Origin of the sequence: Streptomyces sp. NPDC085524 (assembly GCF_044541755.1) — a bacterium.
Lineage (GTDB): Bacteria > Actinomycetota > Actinomycetes > Streptomycetales > Streptomycetaceae > Streptomyces.
Map to the genome: position 1 here is coordinate 64,641 of NZ_JBITTH010000009.1, position 26,295 is coordinate 90,935.

The window sequence follows — 26,295 nt, forward strand, 5'->3', positions numbered from 1 at the left end:
GAGGGTGACATTAGGGCCACTCAGAGTGACGAACGCCCGTTTGGTGGCGGATTGATCGATATCGGGTCACCTTGGCCGGAAGTTCACAGGATGGATCGATTCTTCCACCCCCTTTTTCCGCAATGCCCGAGATGTTCCGTCTTGTTCGAGCCTTTCCGGGATCACGCTGTCCGGGAGCGGGCCCGTGGGGCGGGGCGCCCCGCTCCCCGTGTCATGCGCGCCCGTCGGGCCATCTGGCCGAATTGCGCTGCGGCATCCGATAAGACCTGACTTGGGGTCGGTACGGGCCGTTGACGTGGTCGATCGAGCCGTAGCGGGCGGCGTTGGAGTCCGTGCGGGTGACCGCTCCGGGGTTGCCGTTCGGCTCACGCAGGATGTTGCGCGGGATGCCCTGGTAGGTCCAGGGAATGCCGCGCGTGGACATGACCGTGAGCGCCTGGTGTCAGGAACAACCGGAGGGTTCCCAACGGCCCCTTCGGCGTCAGCGTGCGAACTTTGCGATGGCCGCCGGGGTGACGGGGGTGAAGAAATTGACGAGGTTGCCGTCGGGGTCGCGGAACAGCAACGACCGGTTGCCCCAGGGCATCGTGGTGGGCTCGTTGACGAAGTCGGTGACGAAGCCGGCCAGGTTCTGGTGAACGCGGTCCACGTCGTCGACGAGGAACTCGGTGATCACGCTGTGGTTGTCCGCCGGCCGGGCAGAGCCCGGGGCGAACAGCGGGACGGTGCGGGTGCCGGCGATCGCGAGGGTGGCGCCCGCGGTCCGGAGTTCGGCGAAGTCCTCGGTGGCCCACGTCGCCCGCGCGCCGGTGGCTCGCTCGTAGAAGTCGACGAGGCGTGCGACGTCGCTGGTGATGATGCGGATCGAGACGAAGTCCATGGGAATCTCCTTGGCTGTACTGGAGGCGTGCTCGTCGCAGGCTAGGAGAAATAGAGGACAGAATCGGTCCTGTATTCGCGTTAGGCTGCCACCATGCCTCGACCGACCGGCCGCGTGCTGACACTCCTGGAGCTGCTGCAGTCGGGCGGCACCCGGACGGTGGCCGAACTCGCCGACCGGCTCGGCGTCGAAGGGCGCACCGTGCGCCGGTACGTGGACCAGCTGATCGACCTCGACGTGCCCGTGGAATCGGTGCGCGGCCGCTACGGCGGGTACCGGCTGGCTCCTGGGTCCGCCTTGCCTCCGCTCATGCTCAGCGACGACGAGGCGCTGGCCGTGCTCCTCGGCCTGGTCGCGGGCCGCCGAGCAGGATTGACGACGACGGAGCGCACGGCGAGCGAGACGGCGTCGGCGAAGATCCGGCGGGTGCTGCCCAAGCGCATCGCCCGTCGGCTCGACACCCTCCTGGAAGCTCTCGCCTTCACGGATCAGCCCGGCGAGTTCGACAGCCCGGACGCCGGGGTCCTGCTCACGATCGCCGATGCGGTGCGCCACCACCGGCCGGTCTCGATCCGGTACGCCGACCGTGACGGACGGCGCAGTGAACGCACGCTGCACGCGTACGGGATCGTCACCCATGCGGGCCGGTGGTACGTCACGGGCAAGGACGCCCGGATCGGCGAGGACCGGACCTTCCGGCTCGATCGCATCGCAGACGCGCGGACCCTGCCCGGCTCGTTCGAAGCGCCAGTGGGTCCCGGTCCGGCACAGCGCGTGGTGTCAGGGTTCGCCACGGCCGGATACCGGCATGAGGTGACCTTGCGGATCCACGGGACAGCCGAGCAGATCCGCGCCCACCTTCCGGCAAGCGTCGCGAGCCTGGAGGAGCACGAGTCCGCGGCCGGCGAGGACCGCGAGACCGAGCGCTGGTTGCGCGTCGAACTGCGGGCGGAGCGGCTCGACTGGTTGCCCCCGGTACTCGCCTCACTCGACCGGCCGTTCGTCATCGAGCGCCCCGGTGAACTCCGCGACCTCGTCATCGCGCTCGCCGATCGCCTCACGTCGTACGCCGCCGAGCCTGACCGCGAGGAACCGATGTCATGACGAGCTGCCCGAAGCGCCACGCGCACTGATCACATGTGCCGTGTGGCCGACTTCTTCCGGTCGATCGCCCGACGGCCTGCCGTCCCGGTCCCCGACCGGCGGGGCTCGCCTCCGCCAGGGGCGGCATTCGCGAACGACCACGGACGCTTGGAACTACTCGACGGCGCCAACCTGGTCCAGCTGTTCAAGACTGGGCTCAGCTGCTGATGGCCGCGCGCAGCGTGACGAGCGGGCCTTCGGCCGAACCGAGGCTGCTGTGGAGTGCCTCTGCTCGCCCTCGGGGCCCTGGTACTGGCTGCCGCCTCCGCGGTGCTGGTGTCCGCCCGCCACCGCTGACCGTGCTCTGCATGGCCGGGGCGTCCGGCAGCGGCCCCGTCCTTGCCTGTGCTGCCGGGGTCCGGCATGACCCACTGACGTCAGGGGCTGGGGTCGTAGTGGTAGCGGTTGGTTCCCCACCGGCTGCGTGTGAAGACCGGCTCGTCGTCGTAACCGCATGGTTGGTTCCTTCCGTCAGGTGGTTTACGCGAGGGAGAAGTAGCGGAGCCAGATGTAGAGGGCCGCGATCGCGGTGGTGACGGCGGTGACGATCAGGCCGTACTTGGTGAACTGCCAGAAGGTGATGGGCCGGCGGTTGCGTTCCGCGATGCCGAGGACGACGACGTTGGCGGAGGCGCCGATCGCGGTGGCGTTGCCCCCTAGGTCGGCTCCCAGGGCGAGGGCCCACCACATGACGTGGTCGCTGTCACCGCCCATGGACTGGACGAGGTCGCTGGTGATCGGGGCCATGGTCGCCACGTAGGGGATGTTGTCGACGACGCCGGAGAGCACGGTGGAGGCGCCGAGCATCAGCATCGAGCCGCCGAGCTCCTGGCCGCCGATCGCGCTCGCGAGCGCATGGGAGACCTCTTTGACGACACCGGTGTCGATGAGGCCGCCGATCATGATGAACAGGCCGGCGAAGAAGGCGAGGGTGGGCCACTCGACCTCGGCCAGGACCTCATTGGTCTCCACCGTCGAGATCGCGACGAGGAGGCCCGCCCCGAGGAGGGCGACGATGCTCGGCTCGTAGTGCAGGACCGGATGCAGGACGAACCCGGCGACGACCAGAGCCAGGACGGCCAGGCCCTGGACGAGCAGGCGCGGGTTCTTGATGGCCTCCTTCTCCTCCAGGGCCATGATCTCGGCGGCGCGGTCCTCGTCGTAGACGAAGGACTTGCGGAACATCCACCGGCACAGGCCGACGAGTACGGCCACCAGCACGACGCACAGCGGCGCGAGGTGGACGAGGAAGTCGTTGAAGGTCAGCCCCGCCCGGCTGGCGATGATGATGTTCGGCGGGTCCCCGACCAAGGTGGAGGCGCCGCCGATATTGGAGGCCAGCACCTCCGCGATCAGGAACGGGGCCGCGGGCAGGTTCAGGCGTTCGCAGACCAGCAGGGTCACCGGGGCGACGAGCAGCACGGTGGTCACGTTGTCGAGGAGCGCCGATGCGATCGAGGTGATGACGATGAGCATGACCATGACCCGGAACGGCCGGGCCCTGGCCTTCTTGACCGACCAGATGGCCAGGTACTCGAACATGCCGGTCTTCTTCAGCACGCCGACGATCATCATCATGCCCAGGAGCAGGAAGATGACGTTCCAGTCGATGCCGGAGTCCTCGGAGTAGAACGCCGAGATGTCGTCGGTCGCCCCGATCAGCAGCATCAGGCCGGCGCCGCCCAGGGCGGCGGCGACCCGGTGGATCCGCTCACTGATGATCAGGGCGTAGGTGCCGATGAAGACGGCGATCGCCGCCCAGCTGTGCCAGTCGCTCACGAGTCTCCAGTCAAAGGGGTCAGGGTGTCGGCGGGGTGACGTCGAGAAGCCGGTCCAGGAGATGGGCGGCGGTGATCACCCCGAGCAGGCGGGTGCCGCCAGGGTTCTGTTCGACGACCGCCACCAGGGGGCTTCGCCGCCCAGCCATGAGGGCCGCGACCTCCAGCGCGGTGTCGTCCGGGCTCGCGATCGGGGGCGGGGTCGCCTTGCTGGGGAGGCAGTCACCGACGGTCCGTCCGCGCAGGGCCGCGCAAAGCCGGTCGGCGTGCTTCTCGTCGATGACCGCCGCGAGGGTGGGGTCCTCCAGGACGTACTCGGGCACCAGCATCTTGATCATCTGGGAGGCGGGCAGGATAGCCGCCGGGACGCCGCCACCGTCCAGGACCAGCAGGCCGGGCAGACGGTGTTCGGCCATCAGCCGGGCCGCCGCGAGGGCCTCGGTGTCGGTGGTGACCGTCTCGTACTGGATGGCCAGGTCACGTGCGCGCATGAACGGTTCCGTTCGCCTCGGGAGTGGTGTGGTGCCCAGCCTGGTCCGCGTCCGGGATGCCGACCAGGTCATTGACATGGAACATACGGGCCACCGGAACATCCGTACTGCTGTGCGCGATGATCGAGAACCCGATGCACACCGCGATCAGCGTGTACGCCTGTTCGGCCTGCGGGATCCCCGACTGGAGCACCAGCAGCCCGTACACCACCGAGGCGAAGCCCTTCGGCCCGAACCAGGCCGCGGCCAGCTTCTCCCGGCGGTCGAAGTGCGTTCCGATGAGCGACAGCAGCAGCGACGCCGGCCGGATCAGGACGATCGCCAGCACCACGGCCGCGTAGCCGCCGAGCGACAGGTCACCGAACAGCTGCGGTGTGAGCAGCGCGCCGAAGACGAGCAGGGCCGCGAACTTCGCCAGCTCGGCGAGAGCCTCCCCGAGCGGCTCGAACGCCTGCTTGGACGCGGGCGATACGGAGGCCAGCACCGCGCCCGCCGAGAACGCGGCGAGATAGGGGTTGGCGTGGGTGAGGTGGCAGGCCGCGTAGAGGATCACGCCGGTCGCCAGCGGCAGCAGCGGCTGGAGCTTGGGCTCGGCGCCCAGCAGCCGGAACCGCACGAGGCCGCTGACCAGCAACGGCAGTACGACACCGAAGGCGAGGCCAAGAGCCAGCTCCAGCGCGATCTTCGACGCCGATGCCTCGGCCGAGCCCTTGGCCGGGCCGGCGGCCGCGATCAGGAGCAGGACGACGGGCAGGGCGAGGCCGTCGTTGATACCGCTCTCCACGTTCAGCAGCTGCCGCAGCCGGGCCGGCACCTCCTTCCGGCCGACGATCGCCGAGGCGAACACCGGGTCGGTGGGCGCGAGGACGGCACCGACGAGGAAGGAGGTCGTCCAGTCCAGCCCCACCAGGTAGTGGGTGACCAGCGCCATGAACACGAACGCCAGCGGCATCCCCAGCCCCAGAGCGCGCGCCGGGTTCTGCCAGGCGCGGCGCAGGGCGGGGAAAGAGACGTGCATACCGTCGGTGAACAGCACCGCGAACAGCGCGAGGTCGGCCGTGACGGCGACGATGTGGCTGTCCGGAGTGATGTGGATCAGACCGAGGAACCCGTCACTGACGAGCGCGCCACCGACGAGGAAGAGGAACGAGGTCGAGAGAACCGTGCGGGCAGCCAGCCCGGACAGCAGCACCGCGACCAGCAGTGCCACACCGAAAACCACGACGAGAACCATGGCGAACGCCCCCTGGTGGGAAAAGAGACTTGTCCCTTGTTCGCCGACCAGGCTTCCCGGCACACCGCAACCGACCTTATACGTTCTTGACACGCCATTGACAGGACGTTGATGCACGGAATCGGCGTCCCTTCCCTGCCGGTACCCGGCAACGGGACCCCCCGGAGCACGGCCGCTGGGGGCGTCACAGCTGTTTGTCGGGCCAGTCCAGCAGCCGGGCGCCGATGACGGCGGTCTGGAGGGTGTATCGGTGCACCGGTTCGGTGGGGCTCGCCCCGGTGAGCTGGTGGATGCGCTCCAGGCGGTAGGTGAAGGCCCGCACGCTCAGGCTCAGCCTGCGCGCTGCCTCCGCCGCGTTGCAGCCGGAGTCGAAGTACGCGATCAGCGTCTCCAGCATCGGCTGCGCGCCGCCCCGGGCCTGACGGAGCGGTCCCAGGGTGCTGAGGACGAGGTCGGCCATGGCCTGCCGGTCCCGGGTGAGGACGGGGAAGACCAGCAGGTCGGCCGCGCGCAGGACGGGATCGCCGAGGTTCATCCGCTCGGCCAGGTCGAGTGCGTTCAGCGCCTCCTCGTAGGAGTGGACGACACCGCCGGCGCCCGGCTGGGGGCGGCCGATGGCCACCCTTCCGCCCTGGGTCGCCGCGTGCGCCTGTTCGGCGAAGTACATGAGGACGTCGTCCTGTTCCGCCGGCGCGACGCAGATCAGCCGCCCGTCCTTGGTGGTGAGCAGGATCCGGCGGTTCCCGAAGCGGCCGACGAGCGCCCGCTCCACACTTTGTACTGCCGGGTGAGTGTCGTCGTAGGCCCGTGGTCCCTCGGCCACCGCGACCGTGTGGGCGTGGGACAGCAGCAGTCCGAACCGTTCGGCGCGCTCCGCGAGGTGTCCCGGGTCGCTGCGCCCGTGGAGGAGGTCGTCGATGAACTCACGGCGTGCTGCCTCCTCCTGGCGTACGGCGAGGAGCTGCGCCCGCTCGTACCCTTCGGCGAGGGCGTCGATGACCTGCTCGACGGCGGACAGCAGGCGGTCGAAGGAGGTGCGTGGCAGGTCGGGGCAGGCGGTTCGGGTCGTGGCCAGATGGGCGCGGACCAGGGCGCGCAGTCCGAATCCCGCCTCTGCGGCCCGCTCGCCGACGGCACGGCTCGACTGCAGTTCCTCACGGGTGAGCCGGCGCCCGGTGGCACAGACTTCGGCCAGGATCCGGTCGTAGCCGTCGAGATACTCCTCGGGTATGTCCCGGCCTGCCACGTGTTCTCCTGAATCTTGATGTGCTGATGGCGTCTTCTTGACGCACGGGCGTCAAGGGTGGCAGACGGGTGCCGTCAGCCGTTACCCGGCATCAAGAGCCCATAAAGATTGCCGCCTTCCGGCAATGCGAACAGGCGTGCCCTCTTGCCAGGATGGGTGCGGGGGGACACGGGGGATGGTCCCGGTGCCGGGAAGCGGAAACGCGCCCGGCGCCGTGACCCACCCGGCACCCCGGCCCGACAGGCGGCCGAGGACGAAGGGGGGGCACCAGTGGGCGAGTTCGTCGATGCCGCCCTGGGATTCCCCGCCGGGATGTTCACCGTCGCGCTGGCCGTGGTCGTCGTGTACTGGCTGATCGTCCTGTGCGGCTTCGTCGAGCACGACGCGTGGGAGTCCGACGCCGGGTCCTCCGCTCTCGGGACGCTGGGCGTCCCGCTCACCGTCTCCGCCTCGGTGCTGATCGCCGTCGCCTGGTTCACCAGCCTCGCCGGAACCGTGCTGTCCGACCGCCTGGGACTCGGCGGTGGCTCCGCCCTCGTCCTGCTCGCTCTCGCGCTGCTCGCCGCCCGTGCGGCCACGGGTCTGCTAGGACGTCCGCTACGCCGTGTGTTCGAGCCCGATGATCCGCCGCCTTCGCGACAGGACTTCATCGGACAGATCGCTGTGATCCGCACCGGCCGGGTGGACGCCCGCTTCGGGCAGGCCGAGGTGGCCGCCGCCGACGGCTCGACGGCCCTCGTGCAGGTCCGCCAGACCGGCTCCGATCCGCTCACCCACGGCAGTTCCGGCCTGCTCTACGCATACGACGAGAGCGGCGAGTTCTTCTGGGTCGCACCGTTCGACGCGGCGCTCGATCCCCGCGCCGCCGGCTGAACATCGGCCCGCTGCGCCCTCTTTCCGCACGTCAGTGCACCTTCATCGCAAGGAATTCACCATGGATGCCATCACTTTGGGCATCGGCGTGCTCATCGCCGTTGTCCTGCTCATCGCGGTCGCGTTGCTCTTCATCGTCAGCCGGCTCTTCCGCAAGGTCGAGCAGGGCAAAGCGTTGATCGTCTCGAAGATGCGGAAGGTCGATGTGACCTTCACCGGGCAGGTCGTGCTGCCCGTCCTGCACAAGGCCGAGATCATGGACATCTCGGTGAAGACCATCGACATCAGCCGGACCGGCCGTGACGGCCTGATCTGCCAGGACAACATCCGCGCCGACATCCGGATCTCGTTCTTCGTCCGCGTCAACAAGACCGTCGAGGACGTGATCAAGGTCGCCCAGGCGATCGGCACCCAGCGGGCCAGCGACAAGGCCACGCTCCAGGAGCTGTTCAACGCCAAGTTCTCCGAGGCGCTGAAAACCGTCGGCAAGCAGCTCGACTTCGCCGACCTGTACACCAAGCGCGACGAGTTCCGGGACCGGATCATCCAGGTCATCGGCACCGATCTGAACGGCTACAGCCTGGAGGACGCGGCGATCGACTACCTGGAGCAGACCCCGCTGAGCCAGCTGGACGCGGCGAACATCCTGGACGCGCAGGGCATCCGGAAGATCACCGAGCTGACGGCCATCGAGCACGTGCGCACCAACGAGTTCCAGCGCACGGAGGAGAAGGAGATCACCCGCCAGAACGTCGACGCCCGCGAGGCCATCCTGGAACTGGAGCGCCGGCAGGCCGACGCCGAGATCAAGCAGCGCCGGGAGATCGAGACCGTGCGGGCCAAGGAGGAGGCCGAGACGGCGCGCGTGCAGGAGGAGGAGCGGCTGCGCGCGCAGAGCGCCTTCCTCAAGACGGAGGAACAGCTCGGCATCCAGCGCGAGAACCAGGCCCGCGAGGTCGCGGTGGCGGAGAAGAACCGGGAGCGGGTCATCGCCATCGAGAGCGAGCGGATCGAGAAGGACCGCCAGCTGGAGGTGATCGCCCGGGAGAGGGAGACCGCGCTGACCCGGATCTCCGCCGAGAAGGAGGTCGAGGCCGAGCGCCGCGACATCGCCGAGGTCATCCGCGAACGGGTCGCGGTGGACCGTACGGTCGCCGAACAGGAGGAGTCGATCAAGCGGCTCCGCACCGTCGAGGAGGCCGAGCGCAGCCGGCAGGCGGTCGTCATCGCCGCCGAGGCGGAGGCGCAGGAGCGGCTCGTCAAGGACATCAAGGCCGCGGAAGCCGCCGAACAGGCCGCCGTCCACCGGGCGGCCGAGGAGGTCACCCTCGCCGAGGCCCGGGTCAAGGCCGCCGACCTCGACGCCCGCGCCAAGCTGAGGCTCGCCGAGGGCATCCAGGCCGAGACCGCGGCGCCCGGGCTGGCCGCGGTGCAGGTACGGGAGAAGGAGGCCGACGCCATCGAGAAGACCGGACGGGCGGAAGCCGGAGCCACCGAGGCGCGGCTGCGGGCGCAGGCCGAGGGCACGAAGGCCCGGGCGAGCGCCGAGGCGGCGATGATCGGCGAGAAGCTGAGGGCCGAGGCAGCGGGGCTCACCGAGAAGGCCGCCGCGATGGCCGCGCTGGACGAGGCCTCGCGCGGGCACGAGGAGTTCCGCCTGCGGCTGGAGGCGGAGAAGGAGATCCGGCTCGCCGCTCTGGACATGCGGCGGCAGGTCGCCGAGGCGCAGGCCACTGTGCTGGCAACGGGCCTGGAAAGCGCCGACATCAGCATCATCGGTGGCGAGTCGGCGTTCTTCGACCGGATCGTCGGGGCGATGTCGATGGGCCGTGCCGTGGACGGGTTCATGGACAACTCGCAGACCGCCCGGACCCTGGCCGGGCCCTGGATGGACGGCTCCGGCGCCTTCACGGAGGACCTCACGAAGGTCCTGGGCTCGGTGTCCACGTCCGACGTGCAGAACCTGACCGTCTCGGCCCTGCTGATGAAACTCATGCCGGCCGGATCGGGACAGCTGGACGAGCTGATGGCCAAGGCCCGCCGGCTCGGCCTGGCCGACCTTCCACTGAGCGAACTCGCCGGGCCCAAGGGCGCCGTCCTCAACGGCGCTGCCACGAACTGACCGCCACGGGGGTGCGGTCAACGGTTGCGGAGCCGCCGAGGAAGGGATGGCGGCTCCGCAACCGCACACCATCTCGTGCACGAGGGAGCTGGAGCAGATGACGACGGGCTTGGACGCGGGGACGTACGAGGTGCTGCGCGACCGGCTGGCGGCGCAGGCCGGCGAGCTGGCGCGGCGCGCGGAGGCCCTCAACACCGCCCGGGTCGCAGAGTTCGGCGGAGCCGGGCTCACGCTCTCGGGCTCCGAGCGCATCCGCACCGAGCACAGCCGTGTACCCCGCGACATCGTCGCCGTCGGGGACGTCGTGCTCTTCGGTTACAGCGGCGCGACCGGCCGGGGGCGCGAGTTGTGCGTCGGGGACGTGCTCGCCCTGTACGACCGCGACCTGAACCCGCTCCCGGACGGCGCAGTGCCGGGCCTCCTCGACGACCCCGGCTTCATCAGGGAGTTCGGGGCGCTGCACCGCTACTACCAGGGCGCGCGGCTGCTCCGGCTCCGCCGCGTCGACGGCAGGCTGCTGGCCGTCTTCCAGACCGGAGAGCAGGCCGAGGACATCCGCGTCCTGCGCTGGTCCCTCACCCCGGCCGGCGAGGCGCGGTTCCTGGACGCCCGGGGCGAGCGCGACCACGTCTTCCCGCCCGCTCACGACGTCGAGTGGCGAGAGACCACCCGGGACGACCACGTCCTGGGCCGCCACCCCCACACCTCCATCGACGGACGGCTCTTCGTCTCCACGGCCGGCGGCGCACTCACCGTCAAGACCGACAACGACACCGAGACCGGCGAGGGCATCCACCGCGAGCCGGTCGACGAGCCCCTCCAGTCCCTCGCCGACGCCGAGATCGCCCATGCCGGCGTGGGCGCGCTGATCCTGCTCCGGATCCGCCCCTACAAGGAGGAGACCAGGCGGCACCTGGTCTTCAACACCGTCACGAACACCGTCGTCCGCCTCGATGCCATCGGACAGTCCTGCCGGCGGCTCCCGGACGACGAGGGCATCGTCTTCCCCGGCGGCTACTGCCTCGCCTCGGGCACGCTCAAAACCTTCGACTCCATCGGCACGGACACGACGGACCTGGCATTCGAGAGGGCCGTGCGCTCTCCCAACGGAGAGGACGTCCTCTTCACCTTCCACGCCCGCACCGACGGGCGCCGCCTGCTGCTCTCCTACAACCTGATCCGCAAGGAGGTCGCCGCCCCGATCTCCTGCCACGGCCACGCCCTGTTCGACGACGGCACCCTGGTCGTCCTGCGCACCGAGGCCGCCGAGCCCGCCCGTACGCACCCCGTGCAGATCTGGCGCACCCCCTACACCTCCGACACCCATGTCTCCTCCTCGGGAAGCGGCCCGCTCGCCCGCATCGGCAACGCCGACCTGGTCAGGGGCATCGCCGACTGCCTGTCCATCGCCCGGCAGGCCAGAGAGACCGGAGCCGCGCCCTCCGGGGCGGTGTACGAGACGCTCCTCGCCGCCTGCGTCCGGGCCGCCGACCGGTTCCCCTGGCTCGGCGACGCCGAGACCGGTGATCTGCACGGCCCCCTGGACGAGGTCCGGTCCACCGCCGCGCAGGTGTTGGACGAATTCGAGAGTGTCCAAGACCTCACCCGGCAGGCTGCCGAAGCCCTCGCCGAATCCGCCCAGTCGATCGCCCGGATGATCCGTCGTATCCGCGGCGAGGCTCCGGCCACCGCAGAGGAGTGGATCGACCGCATCACCGAACTGCGCCGGGCACAGGGGCATTTGATCACTCTCAAGGAGATGCGGTACGCGGACACCGACGGGATCCAGGCACTGGCCGCGAACGTAGGGGGCGACATCGCCGCCGCGGCCCGGCGCGCCGTCGCCTTCCTGCACCGCGAGGACGCCTTCACCGCCTACCACGCCGAGGCCGAACAGCTCACCACCGACGCCGGGGCCATCACCACCGTCGCCGAGACCGCCCCCATCGAGAAGCGGCTGGATGAGCGGACCTTCGGTCTCCAGACCCTCGCCGAGATCGTCGCAGGCCTGGACATCGGTGACGCGACCGTACGCACCACCATCCTGGAGCGGACCGCCGAGGTCCTCGGGTCCGTGAACCGGGCCCGCGCCACGCTCGCCGCCCGGCGCCGAGAACTCCTCGACCGCGAAGGCCGGGCCGAGTTCGCGGCCGAGTTCGCGCTCCTGGGCCAGGCCGTCACAGGTGCCCTGGCCGCAGCCGCCACGCCCGAGGACTGCGAGGCCCAGCTCGCCCGGCTGCTGCTCCAACTGGAGAACATGGAGGCGCGTTTCGCCGAACATGACGGATTCCTCGCCGAGATCGGCGAGAAGCGGACCGAGGTCCACGACGCGTTCTCCTCGCGCCGGCAGACCCTCCGGGATGCCCGCGCCCGGCGCGCCGAAGCCCTGGCCGACTCCGCGCGCCGGGTCCTGGAGACGGTCACACGCCGGGCATCGGGGCTGGAGAGCCGGGACGCCATCAACACCTACTTCGCCTCCGACCCGATGGCGACCAAGGTCCGCCGCACCGCCGACGAGCTGCGGCAGCTCGGCGATCCGGTCCGGGCGGAGGAACTGGAAGGCCGCCTGTCGGCCGCCCGCCAGGAGGCCGGACGGGCCCTGCGCGACCGGGGCGAGCTGTTCGCGGACGGCGGCGACACGATCCGCCTGGGCCGCCACCGCTTCGCCGTCACCCGCCAGGCGCCCGAGCTGACCCTCGTACCGCACCAGGACGGCCTGGCCTTCGCCCTGACGGGCACCGACTACCGCCGCCCGGTCACCGACCCGGAGTTCGCCGCCACCCGGCCGTACTGGGACCGGCAGTTGCCGTCCGAGTCCCCGCAGGTGTACCGGGCCGAGTACCTGGCCGCACGGCTGCTGGCCCAGTACGGCGCCGATGCACTCGGCGCCGCCGACCTGCCCGCGCTCGTACGGCAGGCCGCCGGAGCCGCGTACGACGAAGGCTACGCGCGGGGAGTCCACGACCACGACGCCACCGCGATCCTGGGCGTGCTGCTGCGGCTCCGCGAGAGCGCCGGAATGCTGCGCTACCCACCCCGCGAGCGTGCGGCGGCCACCCTGTTCTGGGCACACGGCACGACGGAGGGCTTCCGTGACACGTTCGCCCGTCGGGCGGTGTCCCTGGCGACGGCCCGCGAGACCTTCGGGCTCGCCCCCGCCATCGACGGACTGCTGGCCGAACTCGCTTGCGAGGTCGGGCGGTTCACCGAAGGGGTGGTAGACGACGGCCGCGCCGCCGAGTACCTCTTCGAGGAATTGGTCTCCGGTCCCGCCGGATTCGCGGTGTCCGCCCCGGCCCGTACCCTTCTGGAGAAGTTCCACCGCAGCGTAGGAGCATCCCCGTACGACCAGGACCTGGCCGTTCTCCCCGACCTGGCCGTACGCCGGCACCTCGTCGAGGGCTGGCTCACCTCCTACGCGGCGGCCTGCGGCGAGGACGTCGACGCGGGCGACATCGCCGAGGCCGCCGCCGTCGAACTGTGCTCCTCCCTGGAGCGCTACGACGCCACCGGCGCAACCACGGCGACCGTCACCGGGCTGCTCGGCACCCATCCGCGGATCACCGGTCGCTCCCTGAACCTACGGCTGGACGAATTCCTCTCCCGCACCGCCGACTTCGCGGCCGGGGCCGTCCCGGGCTTCCGCACGTACCAGCAGCGCCGCGGCGCCCTCCTCGTGTCGATGCGCGCACAACTGCGCGTCGACGCGTACCGGCCCCGGGCCATGTCCTCCTTCGTCCGCAACCGGCTCGTCGACGAGGTCTACCTTCCGCTCATCGGTGACAACCTCGCCAAGCAGCTGGGTGTGGCCGGGGATGCCGAGCGAACCGACAGCAGCGGCTTGCTCCTGCTCCTCTCCCCGCCCGGCTACGGCAAGACCACACTCCTGGAATACGTCGCCGAGCGCCTGGGGTTGCTCCTGGTCAAGGTGGACGGACCGGCCCTCGGGCACCGCACCACCTCCCTCGACCCGGCCGAGGCCCCGGATGCCGCCGCCCGCCGCGAACTCGAGAAGATCGGCTTCGCACTCGCAGCCGGCAACAACGTCCTGCTCTGCCTCGACGACATCCAGCACACCTCGCCGGAGCTGCTCCAGAAGTTCGTCCCGCTGTGCGACGCCACCCGCACCCTGGACGGGCGCGACCTGCGCGGAAAGCGGTTCGCCGTCTGCATGGCAGGCAACCCGTACACCGAATCGGGGCAACGCTTCCGCATCCCCGACATGCTCGCGAACCGCGCCGACGTCTGGAACCTGGGCGACGTACTGACCGGCAAGGAGGACGCCTTCGCCCTCAGCTTCGTCGAGAACGCACTCACCTCCAACCCGGTCCTCGCCCCGCTCGCCGCACGGGACCGCGCCGACCTGGAGCTGCTCGTACGCCTCGCCGCCGGCGACCCCACTGCTCGCCGCGACCGTCTCACCCACCCGTACGCCACGGCCGAACTGGACCGGATCCTCACCGTCCTGCGCCACCTGCTCACCGTCCGGCAGACCGTCCTCGCGGTCAACGACTCCTACATGGCCTCCGCGGCCCGGACCGACGAGAGCCGTACCGAGCCGCCCTTCCGGCTCCAGGGCTCCTACCGGAACATGAACAAGATCGCGGCTCGCATCTCCCCGGCGATGAACGAAGCCGAACTGGCCGCGCTGGTCGACGACCACTACACGTCGGAGGCCCAGACCCTCACCACCGGAACCGAGGCCAACCTCCTCAAGCTCGCCTCCCTCCGCGGCACCCTCACCGACGTCCAGAAGAGCCGCTGGGCCGAGATCACCGCCTCGTACGTCCGTGCCCAGGCCCTCGGCGGCTCCGGAGACGACCCCCTGAGCCGGGCGGTGGCCGCCCTCGGCCTGCTCGCCGACCGGGTGGCCGCCGTGGAGAGCGCCATCACCCGCGCCACGGACCCCGGCCCCCTGCCCGTTCGCCCGAACGGCAGGCACGCGGCCCGCGAGGAGTGAGACGCATCGGGCGCCGGAGTGCACCGGCCGCCCGGTCGGCCACCAGGTTGTCTTCCGTGATGACCGGCTGCGGCCGGAAAGAGCAGGGCGACGGGTTCGGTCAGCGCGATCTGCAGGCCCGGCAGCGGACCGGTCCGTGACCGGTGGTCGTGCCGGGCTGGGGGCCGACCGTGAAGGCCGCACCGTCGACCGCTGGGTCCGGCTGCTCTGCGGACAGCGGGCGAGCGGGCGGTGATGGGGGGCTTCCCGTCAGCCTCGGCTGGGCCTACTCGAACGGAAGCGCCGTGACAACATCCCTCCGCTCAGCAGCGCGGCCAGGCTCGCGGCGGCGGCCCCCGATGTGCCCTCCGTGCCGGTGTGGGCGAGGGCGTCGTCGCCGTGCCGCGGGACGTTGGTGGAGACCGGCCTCGGCAGGGAGCGGAGCGTGGGAGGCACGTGTGGCCGGGAGCGGACGGGAGGCTTCGAGCGCACCGACGGAGTGGTCTGCGTGGGCGGCTGCTGGGTGGGCTGCTCGGCCGGTGCGGGTCGGCCAAGCTCCTCGGGATGGTCGCCAGGGTTGTTCGCGGTCTGATTTCCGAAGGCGGGACTACCCACACCCACCACACTCACGGTGTTCCCGCTGGCGTTCACGGGCAAATGGACCGGAAGCCGGATGCCGTTGCCGGTGACAACGCCCGGCGAGTCCGTCGCACTGCCGTCGGCCGTCGCCTGCCGCGGAGCCGGGGGCCGGTCGTTCCCGTGGGCATGGTCGCCAGCGTTGGCGCATCGGTTACCGATGGCGGGGTTGAGCAGCCCGACCACGTTCACGGTGTTCCCGCACGCGCTCACGGGGAGGTACACCGGCAACTGGATGCCGTCGCCGGAGATCAGCCCGGGGGAGTCGGCAGTCGAACCGTCCGTTGTGGAGTCGGCGTGCACCGACCCGGCCATGGCCATCACACCGGAGGCGGCTGCGACAGCGATCAGACTGTTTCGGTTGGCCCGTCTCATCGGTCTCCTGCTCTTTCAGACATGGTTGCGGGCGCCTGCCCGCACCTCGTGAAACGCAGGCCTGAGTTACTGGGTTACGGCACGTCAGCCTTTCGCCAGTTCGGGCCACGCTGGGTGACAGCTGACGAGTAGGGCGCTGCGAGTCCCCGTGTCAGAGCGGCGGATCTCCGGTGCCGCCGCCTGTCCGGTTGTTTGCGTGCGGGGCGACGCCTGCTGCCCGGGCGGTGCGAAGCTCCCGTTCACCAGCCCGGTTCCGAGGCCGGCCTGCTCCCCCTGCGAAGCGCCGTCCTGGCCTCTGGCCCGCACGTGATCCCCCAGGCAGCCGAGCATCCGGCCGTCCTGAAGACCTGCCTCACCCCGGGGCGGCTCCACGGCACGTGGCTGACCGTGCTGCCGGTCCAGGACAACGTGCTCGTCACCCGAAACTGGGGCCACCGCGTGCGTCGAGGACACCGCGCCGGTCCTTGGTGGCGTCCGGTCTCCCATCCGATCGCTCGCCCATGGCGCCGCCCCAAGTCGGTGGACCTCCCGGAGAGGACCGGTCGGCCGGGGCACTGCGGCGTCAGCCGACGGGGACCACGGCGACCGGTGCGGCGCAGTGGTGGATCACCGCGTGCGCGACGTGGCCGATATGCGGGCCGAGCGGTGCCTTGCGCTTCCGGCGTCCGACGACCAGGAGCTCCGCTCCCTTCGAGGCCTCCACGAGGTGGTGTCCGGCGGTGCCGACGAGGGCCTGCTCGGTGACGTGAACGTCTGGATACATGGCGCGCCAGGGCCGTACCGCCTGTGCCAGCTCATGGGCGACCCGCTGTCCCATCAGCTCGCCGATGCCCTGGTCGGCCACGGCCGCGTAGGCGTAGAAGCCCGGCAGAGTCCAGCAGTTCAGGACCCGGAGCATCCCGCCCCGGCGTGCTGCTTCGCCGAACGCGAAGGCGAGCACCGGCTCGTTCGGGTGGCCGAGGTCGACGCCGACGAGGACCTCGCCGAAGGAGGCCTCGGTGGTCCCCTCGGCGGTCCCCACGTCGTGGGCATCCGAGTCTTCGGCCCGTACGAGGACCACCGGTCGCCGGGACGTCCCGACGACGGCCAGCGACACCGAGCCGATCAGGAAGCCGACCACCCCGCCGAGGCCACGGGAGCCGAGCACCATCAGGTCCGAATCGTTCGCTGCCGCGCTCAGCAGGTCGGCGGCACGTCCCCGCTCGTGTTCGGTGGTCACCTCCAGCACTGGATGGTCCTTCCGTGCCTGCGCTGCGACGTCGCGGAGCAGGCCGGCGGACCGTTCGGCATGGTGGGCGGCGAACTCGTACGGGATCGCCGGTGCGACGGGCCATTCCTCCACGTGGATCAGCCGCAACGGCACCTCACGTCGTACGGCCTCCCGAGCGGCCCAGACGGCCGCCGCAAGGCTCTCCTGAGAGCCGTCGACGCCGACGGTGACCTGAGCAGTCATCGTATGCCTCCTCGATGCGCCGGTCGCGTCCACGAAAGACGCGTCTTCAAGCGTCGCGTTCCGCCTGTCGGGGGGTGAGGGGCCGACCGGGTCCGATCGGGGCCCGAAGGGCCCATGCCCCGGGCCGGCCGACGATCCACAGTGGCGGCAGTGAGCCGAAGGCGGATGCCGGGCCATGACGGCACGGCCCCCGGAACTGCCGGTGGGGCGCCTGGCCGGGCTTCTCGCAGTTGCCTCGTACTGCACGGTTCACGACACGCTCCACCGGCCGCCGGAGATCGGCATCGAGCTGGAGCCGTAAGCAGCCGACCGCCCACTGTCCGGCTTCGTCTGTGCGCTGTCGACGTGTTTCGGGAGGATCCATGAACCGGCATCCGGGGAAGGAAGCGCGCGGAGCACCGGCAGCGGGTCCACGGACAGCGGGTCCACGGCCGGGAGCCATGCTGGTCCTGGCCACCACCGGGTTCGGGCTCTGTTTCTGGGCATGGGCGCTGCTGTCACCACTGGGGCCCATGCTCCGGGAGGACCTGGGCCTCAGCGCCTTCCAGCAGGCCTTGGTCGTTGCGGTGCCGGTGATCGTCGGTTCGCTCGGCCGCATTCCGGTCGGGTCGCTCACCGACCGGTGGGGTGCCCGCATGATGTTCCCCGCGGTCGCGGCCCTGACCATCCTGCCCGTGCTCTACCTGGGCCACGCCGCCGACTCGCTGCCAGAGGTGCTGGCCGGCGGGTTCTTGCTGGGGCTGGGCGGGACGGCGTTCGCCGTCGGGGTGCCGTTCGTGAACGCCTGGTATCCGGCCGAGCGCCGCGGTGCGGCCCTCGGGCTCTTCGGAATCGGCACGGGCGGGACGGCCTTGTCCGCCTTCACGACGGTGCAGCTCGCCGATGCGGCGGGGCGGAGCATGCCCTTCGACGTGGTCGCCGGCTGTCTGGCGGTCTATGCCGTGGTGGCGCGCCTCCTGCTGCGCGACAGGCCCGACCGGCCGGTGGCGTCCGGCTCGCTGCTTTCACGGACCGCGCTGGCGCTGCGGACGACCGATACCTGGCAGCTGGCCTTCCTGTACGCCGTCTCGTTCGGCGGGTTCGTCGCGTTCAGCGTCTACCTCCCCACCTACCTGACCACCGCGTACGATCTCGGGCGCGCAGACGCTGCCGTTCGGACGGCGGGATTCGTGGTCCTCGCCGTGGCGATGCGCCCCGTCGGCGGCTGGCTCTCGGACCGGTGGCAGCCCGTGCCGGTGCTCATCGGCTCTTACACGTGCGTCTGCGCGTTCGCACTCGTCGCCGCCGCCGAATTCGGCCTGGTGCCGGTCGGGACGATCGCCTTCCTCGGGCTGGCGGCCGGACTGGGCGCCGGGTCGGGGGCGGTCTTCGCCCTCGTCGCCCGACTGGTGCGACCCGAGCGCGTCGGCTCCGTGACCGGCGTGGTCGGCGCCGCGGGCGGGCTCGGAGGGTTCTTCCCGCCCCTCGTGATGGGGCTGATCGCGGGCGCCGTCGGCGACTACACCTGGGGTTCGTGCTCCTCGCGGCCACCACCGCGACGGCCGGCGCCCTGACGGCCACCGTCGTCCGCCGGCGCGCCCGCGCGGAGGCGACCACTGACAAGAAGCGAACATGACCAAGCCGACATCTTCGCCGCGCCGGCCCCTGCGGCCGGCGGCTGCCGGCCTTCTGCGGCATGCGTGTCACCAAGTGCTCCTTGTTGCGAAGAGGGGAGTGCGCGCACCGCACGTCGAGCCCTCGCGTGGTCTGTCGCCGCTCCCCGCGCGACGCCTTGCCATGAGGTCGCCGCCGTCCCCTGGTCGGACGGCGATCCGCGCGGCAGGTATCTGGTCCGGGCCTCGACTTCCGACTCGGGGGGGCAGGCAGATGGTCAATCAACTCCAGGGCTCTCAGGCGCGGCTGATGTGTGATCACGGCCCGTCGGCCTTGCATGGTGCTGCCGGGATCGCGCCTGGCCGTACCGCAGGCAGGGTGCTCGAGCGGCGGTGGTCTTCTGTTCCTGGAACTCGCGGAAGGCGGCGAAGGTGCGCGGTCCGTAGACCGTGCCCGGCCCGCCGTTCATCAAGATGGCGACACCCATCGCCTCGGCTGTCTCCTGCTGGGCGGCACCGTGCCACGGCGGCCTGGGCGTGATGGGCGATGCAGCCGCCGCACTCCTTGCTCACCGAGATGGCCAGCGCGACCTGTGCGCCGTACGACACGGTGCATCTCCCTCATGGTGGCGGCCGGCACAGTTCCGTAACGGTTCCCGTACAGGGCCGACGGCCGGTCCGTGCCTCCACCGTTGCGCCGCATCCCGCCGGGAGCAGGTTCGACGCGGCTCCCAGGGGGCAGTCCGTCGTGGCGTTCCGTGCGGCGGGCCTCGGGTGCCGACGGCGGTCAGCTCTGCGCGGCATCCCCACGGCTCACGTACTGCCTTCTGCGACGGCGGCGAGTGCGGCGTCGAGGCGGCGCGCCGCCTCGTCCGCGACGGGGGCCATGGCCTCGAGGCCGGTGAGAGTGACCATGGTGGCGGGGTCGATCGCCTGCACGATCACCTGTCGCCGTCGGAGCGGACCACGACGTTGCAGGGCAGCAGCAGTCCGATCGAGCGGTCGGCGTCCAGTGCCTGACGGGCGAGTGGGGGGTTGCACGCTCCGAGGATCAGGTACGGCTCCATGTCGTGGCCGAGTTTCGCCTTGAGCGTGGCCTGGACGTCGATCTCGGTCAGGATGCCGAAGCCCTGGTCGGCGAGGGCGCGCCGGACGGTCTCCACCGTCCCGTCGAAGGTTCCGGCGACCTTGATGGTGCGGTCGTAGTGCATGTCTGGACCTCACTTCTCGGATGGCGACAGCGTCGGCACACGGCCGACCCGGTCGCCGCGGTGCTGCAGGTCGGCCCAAGGGCGGGCCGCGAACAGCATGATGTCCCGACGCGCCCGTCCGGAGGCGGACGACAGGCGCTGAGAGACCGTTCGGTCCTTCGGGCCGACCTCGTGATGACGCGCCGGGCGTCGGTTTCACTCTGCCGTTCGGGTGGCGGCCTGCCGGTGGAGGTCGTCCAGGGAATCCCAGTCCGGTTCACGTAGGGCACCGCGTCCAGCAACCACGGAGCGGGCGCGCGGACACCTCTACGGGTTCCACCAGCCGACCGGCACCGCAGCCTTCGAGCTCGGCGACGCGGTCAGGCGCCTGCGGGAGGCGGGGCACGAGGAACAGGCCGATCGGGCGGAGCGTGAAATCGTGGGCCGTCATCCCGGGCCACTGGACGTTCCAGATCGTCGAGGCCTGCAACTCCACCCATTACCAGCCCTTCGTTCGCGGTGGAACGGGACGTCGTCGACGAGGTCGGCGGTGGGCGGACCCACCTTCCTGGAGGCCCGCCTCAAAACGATCCGCCGAACTCCCCACCATCCGGACACCGCAACGCCCCCTCGTGAAGGACGGCCCGCCTCGGCTCAGGGTGTGGCGTGCGCTCCGACGGCCTGTCGGTAGGCCACGTGTCCGCCCAGCGCACCGCTGACGGCTACGGCAGCCATCCCACCCAGGGCCCACACCCGACCCCTCGCCGAGCGGCCGCGGAGCCGCGCGCCCAATGAGGCGGTGTAGCAGGCCACCGCAGCGACGTTGGAGGCCGCGTGGACCAGCCCGACCCGTGCCTGCTCGGGCGGCAGGTCCGCCCAATCCACCCAGCCGGTCACCGCTGCCGGGACGACGCCGGCCAGTCCGACGGCGGTCAGAGTGGTCGACGCGTGGTGCGTGCCGGGCACGTAGTCGAGTACCGAGGCCGACAGCCAGCAGCCGATGGGCACCTGGACGAGTACGGGGTGCACGGGGTGGCCCAGATGTCTGCCGCGCAGCAGATCGCGCATGCCACCCAGGGGGAGTGAGCGGATTCCCCGCTGCAGCACCCTGATGGCAGGGTCGGTCACCGTTGTCCGTTCGAGGCGGTCCAAGGTCTTCAGCCAGCATGCCGAGGCGGTGTCGAGGGCCGCGGCCGGCCCGGCCGCGGGCGGGGTGTCGGGGGTGTGTTGGTTCATACACGACGCCTACCCGCTGTCCCGCAGCTGTCCCGCCCTCGCCTCGACTGCACCCGAACGACAGGCCCCCCACATGGGGGAGTCGCGGTCTCCGTCACCGTCCTGATCCGGCTGGTCCGCAGTCCGGCACCAGCCTGCCCAGCGCTCTTCGTCATGAGCATGACGATCGAGCAGCAGAGGCGGGTCGTTGACGACTCGAGGATCCATTGGTCTCGCGCGCTTCGAAGGAGAGTGCGGAGCGGGTCCACGAGGAAAGGCTGTGGCGGCGTGCCGTGCCGTCTTCGCCCTGGCCCTGCCGGCGGGGGCGGCAGCCCTCCCTCTCACTGGCACTCCCGCTTCCGGGGCGTACACACCCGCACCGACGAAAGTCTCCAGGGTCGCCTACAGGCCCGTCGGGCTCACCCTGGCCTGCCGCCTGAGTGTTTCGACAGCAGTCACGCGCGGCTCCTACGCGCGGGACTGTAAATCGTTCGGCTCTGAACCCGGAGACGGTGGTGACGCCGAGCGGCCATCCATGATCACGGTCGGGCGATGGACGTCAACTGGTGGCTACGGTGTTTTCAGGTCTGTCCGCGGTGGTCATCGAGGATGTGACGGATGGCGGTTTGGCCCGCGCCTACATGCAACCCGAGACCCGCACCCGCCCGGCTCTCTCCTCACTCCTCCTGGACCGGTTGCTCGTCTTCACCCCGAAGAAGTGAGACACCGACCGTGGCCGTGGCCGCACCGGGCATGAGAACAGGGCCTCTTGGAAGCTCGAAGGGCATCAGCGCCAACGGGTCTTCCAGGAGGCGCTGTTGCCGCCCACGACCGGAATGGGACTGGCTGTCGGCACCCTGGTCGGCACGCGTCAGCGCTGATCGTAGCCATGGGCACCGTACAGGCGGACGAAGTGGGCCGGGGTGACCGTCGCGCGGTGCACCAGGCCGTGGGCCCGCCGCTCGTAGAGCTCGACGCGTTCCCGTCCGCCCGGGCCGATGGGCTGGACGAGCCGGCCGCCGGTCCGCAGCTGTGCGACCAGCGGCTCCGGCACCTCGGGGTAGGCCGCGCAGACGATGACGGCGTCATACGGAGCACGGGCCGGCACCCCGAGGGTCCCGTCGCCGAGGACGATCGCGGCGTTCTCCACACCGTGCAGGGCGAGTCGGCGACGGGCCTCCTCGACCAGATCCGGTCGGCGTTCGACGCTGACCACATACGCGGCGAGGCGGGTCAGCAGCGCGGTCTGCCAGCCGTAGCCGGTGCCGATCTCCAGGATGCGTTCGTCTCCGGTGAGGCCGAGTGCGGAGACCATCATGGCGACCAGCGAGGGCTGGGTGGTCACCTGGCCGTGCGGCAGCGGTACGGGAGTGTCCCTGTAGGCGGACGCCACGTGCTCGGCGGGGACGAACTCCGCCCGTGGTGTGACCCGGAAGGCTTGGAGCAGCCGTTCGTCCGTGACCCCTGCGGCCCGTGCCGCTCGGACCAGATCCTCGGGAGAGGACTCGTGCCCCATGACCCGGACCAGCGTCTAGGCGAGGCCGGCGATCAGCAGGAGCACGGCCGAGCCGGTCAACGGTACGGGGCAGATCTTGAACCAGACGACGCTCGTGCGGGCGCCGGGAAGAGCCGTCAGCACCGCGAGGACGAGCAACGCTCCCGCGACGACCCGGTAGGTCCGGTCGGCGGTGGACGTTCCGCCGCAGACCGCGGCGACGACGACCAACGCGGCGAAGGACCACATGGTCACCGCCTCGGCCAGCCATTCCTGGACCAGGTCCCCGAATCCGGCGACGACGGCCCGGGTCGGGATCGCATGCGAAACCCCCCACAGCCCGACCAGGCCCGCGGCGGTGTACGCGAGAACGCCTTCCATGCTCCCAGGGTCCGCTCGCGGCCCGGCCTGCGCCACTCACCCTGCGACCGGGCAGGCCCCGAAGGGTCCGTTCGTCCCGGCCTTGGACCGTTCGGGCCCAGCGGCGGCCCGCCCCGCAGGAGAAGACTGGTCGAGAGGGCCGAACCCGAGCCGGGGCACCCCCTGACCCGAGGCGCATTCGCAGGGAATCGGCACCCGGCGAGTGGCACGGCGGCCCGGATGAAACGAGTAACGATCACAGCGGAAGGGCCCGTCGGCGTCGGGGGACCGGCGTCACCGGGCCCGCCGACCACGGGAGTGCGTCATGGGAACCACGACGTCGGTCAGCGACGACACACTGAGGAGACTGTGCGAGACCCGCGGGCCGACGGCATCGGTGTATCTGCGGCTCGAGCCGCGTCCGCAGCGGGAGGACGACGCCAGGCTGCGCTGGCGCGCGCTTGCCCGCAGCCTGGCGGACCTCGGTGCCGACGAGGACACCATCGCCGTACTGACACGGAGCGTCGACGAGGCGCTCCCCGGAACCGGGACGCTGGCGGCCTTCGCGGCCGGCGGCGAGCTCCGCTACTCCACGATCCTTTCCGGTGGCCGGGACGCCGACATCGGCATCCACGCACCCCTGCCGCATCTGGCGCCGCTCCTGGAGTGGCGCCAGGAGCACCCGGCCCGCGTCCTCGCCGTGGTCGACCGCACCGGTGCCGACCTGGAGGCGTACCCCGGAGGGGACACCGAGCCGGTACGGCACACCGTGACCGGCCCCGACGACGAAATAGAGCGCAACGCGCCCGGCGGAATGTCCCAGGGCCGCTTCCAGCGCAGGGCGGAGGACTCCTGGGAGCACAACGCCGTACGAGCGGCAGAGGCCCTGACTCGTGCCGTGTCGCGGGTCTCAGCCCGTCTGGTGCTGCTCGCCGGAGACGTGCGGGCGCTCCAGCTCCTCACCAAGCACCTTCCCGACCTCGTCCGGCGTCAGGTCTCCGTACGCAATGTGAGCGGCGGACGCACACCGGACGGATCCACTCGGATCCGGCAGGAGCAGATCGAGGCCGAGACCCACCGCGCGGCGGAGGAACAGACGAGGGAGCTGCTGCGACGGTTCGCCGAGGAGCGTGCTCCGCGAGGGCGGGCCGTCGAGGGCGTGCACTCCACGCTGGGCGCGCTCTCCGAGGGCCGCGTCGAGACCCTCGTGCTCGTCGACGAGCCGGACGACCGGCGAACGGCGTGGTTCGGCCCGGCCGCTTCCGACGTGTCGGACCGTCGCCCCACGCCCTCCCGCGCCGCCGGCCCCGTGATCCGCGGCCCGCTGGCCGATGTGGCGGTCCGGTCGGCCGTGCTGTCCGGGGCGGACGTACGCGTCCTGCGTCCCGGTTCCGTCGGCGCTCCGGGCCACGGCATCGGGGCACTGTGCCGGAGCGTATGACAGCCGCTCGGCATCGCCGACTCCTTCTCGCAGCGGAGGCCATCATGAAACGAACGCCGTCACAACCCCTCGTGGACGTACAGGTGGAGACCCGGGGTGGTGTGTCCGCGGAGGACACCGCCTACGCTCGGGACAAGGTGCGGGCCGTCTTCGGCCAGGCACCGGGGCCCGTGCTCTTCGCCCGGCTGAGGCTGACCCGGTTCGCGAACCCGGCGATGGAGCGCCCCGTGATGGCCCAGGCCAATCTGGACGTCAACGGCAGGCCCGCCCGCGCACACGTGGCGGGCGTCAGTGCCACGGAGGCGGCTGATCTCCTGCGCGACCGGCTCGAAGCCGTACTTGCCCGTATGGCGGAGCACTGGGAGGCCCGGCGCAGCCGGGCACATCCGCCGGGTGCCGCCCACGCGTGGCGGCACGGCGACGAGCCCACCCACCGGCCGGGCTACTTCCCGCGCCCGGTCGAGGAACGGGAGGTCGTCCGGCACAAGGCGTTCGCACTCGCCTTCGAATCGCCCGACGAGGCGGCCGACGACCTGGAGACGCTGGACTACGGCTTCCAGCTGTTCACCGACGCCGGATCGGGTGAGGACAGCGTCCTGTACCGCTCCGACCCGGAGGGATACCGGCTGGCGCAGGTGCATCCGCGCCCGGAGCTGATCGGTCCGGTGGCGGTGCCGCTGACCGTCAGCCAGGCGGCCGCCCCTCGCATGACCGTGGCGGCGGCGAAGGAGCGCCTGGGCGTCACCGGCTGGCCGTTCGTGTTCTTCGCCGACGCCGGCACCGGCCGCGGGAACGTGCTCTACCACCGCTACGACGGTCACTACGGCCTCATCACCCCCATCGCCCCCACCGCTCCCGCGCCGTCGTCCGCAGCGACCTGAGCCGGACGGGCCGCACGGCCGTCCCGGGCCGGGACGGCACGACCCCATCTGGAGGCACCGCCATGAACCAGCACGAGAAGTCCGCAGCGGGTGCCGAAGCCCGCAGGGCCCTGCCCCGGCACGCCTGGCGGCCCGACGAACCGCAGCGGCAGGACGCCCTCATGCGCTATCTCGGCGCGCTCGCGACCGTGTCCGCCGAAATGACGCAGCGGCCCGCCGCCCAGACACCCCGGCCCGCCCCGCCCGCGCCCTTCCTGGTGTGCGACCTGATGGCCACCTCCCCGCCATCGGTCGCCCCCGACACCGGTCTCCCCGGCATCGCCCGGGCGCTCTCGGAGCACGGCACGGGGTCACTCCCCGTCGTCGACACCGACGGCCGGGTCGTGGGCGTGGTGTCCGAGGCCGATCTCCTCGCAGTGGTCGCCGCGCGGACACATCGGACCGGCGCCGCGAGCAGGGTGCGGGAGGCCCGGCCGACGGCCGAGCCTGGTGGGGAGAAGGCCGAGACCCTGATGACCAGTCCCGCCATTACCGTCCAGCCGGACACCGCAGTCTCCGAGGCCGCCTGGCTGGTTGCTCTGGCCCGTCTCAAGCGCGTTCCTGTGGCGGAGCCGGACGGGCGGCTCGTGGGCACCGTGAGCCGGCACACGCTGCTGGATGCCCTGCTCAGGGACGACGCGGCCATCCTGGAGGGTGTGCGGGGGCGCATCCGGCAGGCGTTTCCCGGGGCGGCCGACACGGTGCGGGTCACCGTGGAGGACGGGGTGGTCCGCCTGTGTGGTGAGGTGGCGGGTGACGAAGCAGCGCGGCTGCTCGCCGAGGTGAAAGGACTCGAACCGGTCACCGATGTCATCGACGAGCTGACCGTACGCGACCGCTGAGCGCGCCCGCCGACGGAGCACCGCGTCCTGCCGCTCGGCCCGCCGGGCCGGGGGAGCCGTCCGATCGCGT

20 protein-coding genes and 3 pseudogenes are annotated in these 26,295 nt (G+C 71.0%); 11 read left to right on the forward strand and 12 right to left on the reverse strand.

Going from position 1 to position 26,295, the window contains the following annotated elements; genetic code table 11:
* Positions 1 to 211: 211 nt before the first annotated feature.
* Together ACIGFK_RS15695 and ACIGFK_RS15700 are read right to left on the reverse strand one after the other, a co-directional pair.
* Positions 212 to 424, reverse strand: coding sequence for a hypothetical protein (locus tag ACIGFK_RS15695; protein WP_386462715.1), 213 nt, complete (start codon positions 422 to 424; stop codon positions 212 to 214).
* Positions 425 to 481: 57 nt separating this feature from the next.
* Positions 482 to 880, reverse strand: coding sequence for a VOC family protein (locus tag ACIGFK_RS15700; protein WP_376654925.1), 399 nt, complete (start codon positions 878 to 880; stop codon positions 482 to 484).
* A 93-nt stretch (positions 881 to 973) separates the two neighbouring features.
* Between ACIGFK_RS15700 and ACIGFK_RS15705 the strand changes: the two genes are divergently transcribed.
* The gene (locus tag ACIGFK_RS15705; protein WP_386462718.1) at positions 974 to 1,984 is read left to right on the forward strand and encodes a helix-turn-helix transcriptional regulator; all 1,011 of its coding nucleotides are present in this window, start codon (positions 974 to 976) and stop codon (positions 1,982 to 1,984) included.
* A 519-nt stretch (positions 1,985 to 2,503) separates the two neighbouring features.
* Here the strand turns inward: ACIGFK_RS15705 and ACIGFK_RS15710 are convergent.
* The 4 genes from ACIGFK_RS15710 to ACIGFK_RS15725 form a co-directional block, all read right to left on the reverse strand.
* On the reverse strand, positions 2,504 to 3,802 hold the full coding sequence (locus ACIGFK_RS15710) for an SLC13 family permease (protein WP_400052156.1): 1,299 nt from the start codon (positions 3,800 to 3,802) through the stop codon (positions 2,504 to 2,506).
* 19 nt (positions 3,803 to 3,821) lie between these two features.
* Positions 3,822 to 4,292 carry a CBS domain-containing protein gene (locus ACIGFK_RS15715; RefSeq protein WP_386462724.1) on the reverse strand — a complete coding sequence of 157 codons (471 nt, stop codon included), beginning with the start codon at positions 4,290 to 4,292 and terminating at the stop codon, positions 3,822 to 3,824.
* Positions 4,279 to 5,526: a cation:proton antiporter gene (locus ACIGFK_RS15720; protein ID WP_376654921.1), complete on the reverse strand. Its 1,248-nt coding sequence runs from the start codon at positions 5,524 to 5,526 to the stop codon at positions 4,279 to 4,281. Before ACIGFK_RS15720 ends, ACIGFK_RS15715 begins: the two co-directional genes overlap by 14 nt.
* A 184-nt stretch (positions 5,527 to 5,710) precedes the next feature.
* A complete protein-coding gene (locus ACIGFK_RS15725; protein WP_376654920.1) occupies positions 5,711 to 6,772 on the reverse strand; it encodes a PucR family transcriptional regulator in 1,062 nt (353 codons plus the stop codon).
* Between the two features lie 270 nt (positions 6,773 to 7,042).
* Between ACIGFK_RS15725 and ACIGFK_RS15730 the strand changes: the two genes are divergently transcribed.
* The 3 genes from ACIGFK_RS15730 to ACIGFK_RS15740 all read left to right on the forward strand — a co-directional run bounded on the left by ACIGFK_RS15730 (position 7,043) and on the right by ACIGFK_RS15740 (position 14,727).
* Entirely contained in the window at positions 7,043 to 7,645 is a 603-nt protein-coding gene (locus ACIGFK_RS15730) for a hypothetical protein (RefSeq protein ID WP_386462730.1), read from the forward strand.
* A 61-nt stretch (positions 7,646 to 7,706) separates the two neighbouring features.
* A complete protein-coding gene (locus ACIGFK_RS15735; RefSeq protein ID WP_376654918.1) occupies positions 7,707 to 9,767 on the forward strand; it encodes an SPFH domain-containing protein in 2,061 nt (686 codons plus the stop codon).
* Between the two features lie 97 nt (positions 9,768 to 9,864).
* Positions 9,865 to 14,727, forward strand: coding sequence for a DNA repair ATPase (locus tag ACIGFK_RS15740; RefSeq protein ID WP_400052159.1), 4,863 nt, complete (start codon positions 9,865 to 9,867; stop codon positions 14,725 to 14,727).
* Positions 14,728 to 14,976: 249 nt separating this feature from the next.
* Here the strand turns inward: ACIGFK_RS15740 and ACIGFK_RS15745 are convergent, their stop codons facing one another.
* Both ACIGFK_RS15745 and ACIGFK_RS15750 read right to left on the reverse strand, forming a co-directional pair.
* Positions 14,977 to 15,717 (reverse strand): chaplin, encoded by a 741-nt coding sequence (locus ACIGFK_RS15745; protein WP_400052161.1) that lies wholly within the window; start codon positions 15,715 to 15,717, stop codon positions 14,977 to 14,979.
* A gap of 562 nt (positions 15,718 to 16,279) precedes the next feature.
* On the reverse strand, positions 16,280 to 17,170 hold the full coding sequence (locus ACIGFK_RS15750) for a universal stress protein (protein WP_376654915.1): 891 nt from the start codon (positions 17,168 to 17,170) through the stop codon (positions 16,280 to 16,282).
* Between the two features lie 175 nt (positions 17,171 to 17,345).
* Between ACIGFK_RS15750 and ACIGFK_RS15755 the strand changes: the two genes are divergently transcribed.
* A complete protein-coding gene (locus ACIGFK_RS15755) occupies positions 17,346 to 17,471 on the forward strand; it encodes a hypothetical protein (protein WP_400052163.1) in 126 nt (41 codons plus the stop codon).
* Positions 17,472 to 17,610: 139 nt separating this feature from the next.
* Positions 17,611 to 18,785: pseudogene (locus ACIGFK_RS15760) on the forward strand (nitrate/nitrite transporter).
* Between the two features lie 790 nt (positions 18,786 to 19,575).
* On the opposite strand, the pseudogene ACIGFK_RS15765 reads toward ACIGFK_RS15760, so the two are convergent.
* Positions 19,576 to 19,973: pseudogene (locus ACIGFK_RS15765) on the reverse strand (DUF302 domain-containing protein).
* A 280-nt stretch (positions 19,974 to 20,253) separates the two neighbouring features.
* On the opposite strand from ACIGFK_RS15765, the pseudogene ACIGFK_RS15770 reads away from it, so the two are divergent.
* Positions 20,254 to 20,643, forward strand: a pseudogene (locus ACIGFK_RS15770) (hypothetical protein); the annotation flags it as partial.
* On the opposite strand, the gene ACIGFK_RS15775 reads toward ACIGFK_RS15770, so the two are convergent.
* Positions 20,607 to 21,188: a DUF2231 domain-containing protein gene (locus ACIGFK_RS15775; protein ID WP_376654910.1), complete on the reverse strand. Its 582-nt coding sequence runs from the start codon at positions 21,186 to 21,188 to the stop codon at positions 20,607 to 20,609. The pseudogene ACIGFK_RS15770 and the gene ACIGFK_RS15775 sit on opposite strands and share 37 nt — an antisense overlap.
* 545 nt (positions 21,189 to 21,733) lie before the next feature.
* On the opposite strand from ACIGFK_RS15775, the gene ACIGFK_RS15780 reads away from it, so the two are divergent.
* Positions 21,734 to 21,889, forward strand: a complete 156-nt coding sequence (locus tag ACIGFK_RS15780; RefSeq protein WP_400052165.1) for a hypothetical protein — start codon at positions 21,734 to 21,736, stop codon at positions 21,887 to 21,889.
* 149 nt (positions 21,890 to 22,038) lie between these two features.
* Here the strand turns inward: ACIGFK_RS15780 and ACIGFK_RS15785 are convergent, their stop codons facing one another.
* Both ACIGFK_RS15785 and ACIGFK_RS15790 read right to left on the reverse strand, forming a co-directional pair.
* Positions 22,039 to 22,683, reverse strand: a complete 645-nt coding sequence (locus ACIGFK_RS15785; RefSeq protein WP_400052167.1) for a protein-L-isoaspartate(D-aspartate) O-methyltransferase — start codon at positions 22,681 to 22,683, stop codon at positions 22,039 to 22,041.
* Positions 22,684 to 22,698: 15 nt separating this feature from the next.
* The gene (locus ACIGFK_RS15790) at positions 22,699 to 23,043 is read right to left on the reverse strand and encodes a hypothetical protein (protein ID WP_376654894.1); all 345 of its coding nucleotides are present in this window, start codon (positions 23,041 to 23,043) and stop codon (positions 22,699 to 22,701) included.
* A gap of 304 nt (positions 23,044 to 23,347) precedes the next feature.
* Between ACIGFK_RS15790 and ACIGFK_RS15795 the strand changes: the two genes are divergently transcribed.
* The 3 genes from ACIGFK_RS15795 to ACIGFK_RS15805 all read left to right on the forward strand — a co-directional run bounded on the left by ACIGFK_RS15795 (position 23,348) and on the right by ACIGFK_RS15805 (position 26,225).
* Positions 23,348 to 24,463 (forward strand): Vms1/Ankzf1 family peptidyl-tRNA hydrolase, encoded by a 1,116-nt coding sequence (locus ACIGFK_RS15795; protein WP_376654893.1) that lies wholly within the window; start codon positions 23,348 to 23,350, stop codon positions 24,461 to 24,463.
* 44 nt (positions 24,464 to 24,507) lie between these two features.
* The gene (locus ACIGFK_RS15800; protein ID WP_376654892.1) at positions 24,508 to 25,344 is read left to right on the forward strand and encodes a sigma 54 modulation/S30EA ribosomal C-terminal domain-containing protein; all 837 of its coding nucleotides are present in this window, start codon (positions 24,508 to 24,510) and stop codon (positions 25,342 to 25,344) included.
* Between the two features lie 62 nt (positions 25,345 to 25,406).
* On the forward strand, positions 25,407 to 26,225 hold the full coding sequence (locus ACIGFK_RS15805) for a CBS domain-containing protein (RefSeq protein ID WP_376654891.1): 819 nt from the start codon (positions 25,407 to 25,409) through the stop codon (positions 26,223 to 26,225).
* Positions 26,226 to 26,295 lie beyond the last annotated feature (70 nt).

Coding starts and splice junctions, on each gene's coding strand:
- ACIGFK_RS15745 (WP_400052161.1), bottom strand. CDS start 15,717: ATGAGACGGGCCAACCGAAACAGTCTGATCGCTGTCGCAGCCGCCTCC.
- ACIGFK_RS15695 (WP_386462715.1), bottom strand. CDS start 424: ATGTCCACGCGCGGCATTCCCTGGACCTACCAGGGCATCCCGCGCAAC.
- ACIGFK_RS15735 (WP_376654918.1), top strand. CDS start 7,707: ATGGATGCCATCACTTTGGGCATCGGCGTGCTCATCGCCGTTGTCCTG.
- ACIGFK_RS15750 (WP_376654915.1), bottom strand. CDS start 17,170: ATGACTGCTCAGGTCACCGTCGGCGTCGACGGCTCTCAGGAGAGCCTT.
- ACIGFK_RS15740 (WP_400052159.1), top strand. CDS start 9,865: ATGACGACGGGCTTGGACGCGGGGACGTACGAGGTGCTGCGCGACCGG.
- ACIGFK_RS15705 (WP_386462718.1), top strand. CDS start 974: ATGCCTCGACCGACCGGCCGCGTGCTGACACTCCTGGAGCTGCTGCAG.
- ACIGFK_RS15795 (WP_376654893.1), top strand. CDS start 23,348: ATGGGAACCACGACGTCGGTCAGCGACGACACACTGAGGAGACTGTGC.
- ACIGFK_RS15800 (WP_376654892.1), top strand. CDS start 24,508: ATGAAACGAACGCCGTCACAACCCCTCGTGGACGTACAGGTGGAGACC.
- ACIGFK_RS15755 (WP_400052163.1), top strand. CDS start 17,346: ATGACGGCACGGCCCCCGGAACTGCCGGTGGGGCGCCTGGCCGGGCTT.
- ACIGFK_RS15700 (WP_376654925.1), bottom strand. CDS start 880: ATGGACTTCGTCTCGATCCGCATCATCACCAGCGACGTCGCACGCCTC.
- ACIGFK_RS15790 (WP_376654894.1), bottom strand. CDS start 23,043: ATGGAAGGCGTTCTCGCGTACACCGCCGCGGGCCTGGTCGGGCTGTGG.
- ACIGFK_RS15805 (WP_376654891.1), top strand. CDS start 25,407: ATGAACCAGCACGAGAAGTCCGCAGCGGGTGCCGAAGCCCGCAGGGCC.
- ACIGFK_RS15785 (WP_400052167.1), bottom strand. CDS start 22,683: ATGGGGCACGAGTCCTCTCCCGAGGATCTGGTCCGAGCGGCACGGGCC.
- ACIGFK_RS15720 (WP_376654921.1), bottom strand. CDS start 5,526: ATGGTTCTCGTCGTGGTTTTCGGTGTGGCACTGCTGGTCGCGGTGCTG.
- ACIGFK_RS15775 (WP_376654910.1), bottom strand. CDS start 21,188: ATGAACCAACACACCCCCGACACCCCGCCCGCGGCCGGGCCGGCCGCG.
- ACIGFK_RS15715 (WP_386462724.1), bottom strand. CDS start 4,292: ATGCGCGCACGTGACCTGGCCATCCAGTACGAGACGGTCACCACCGAC.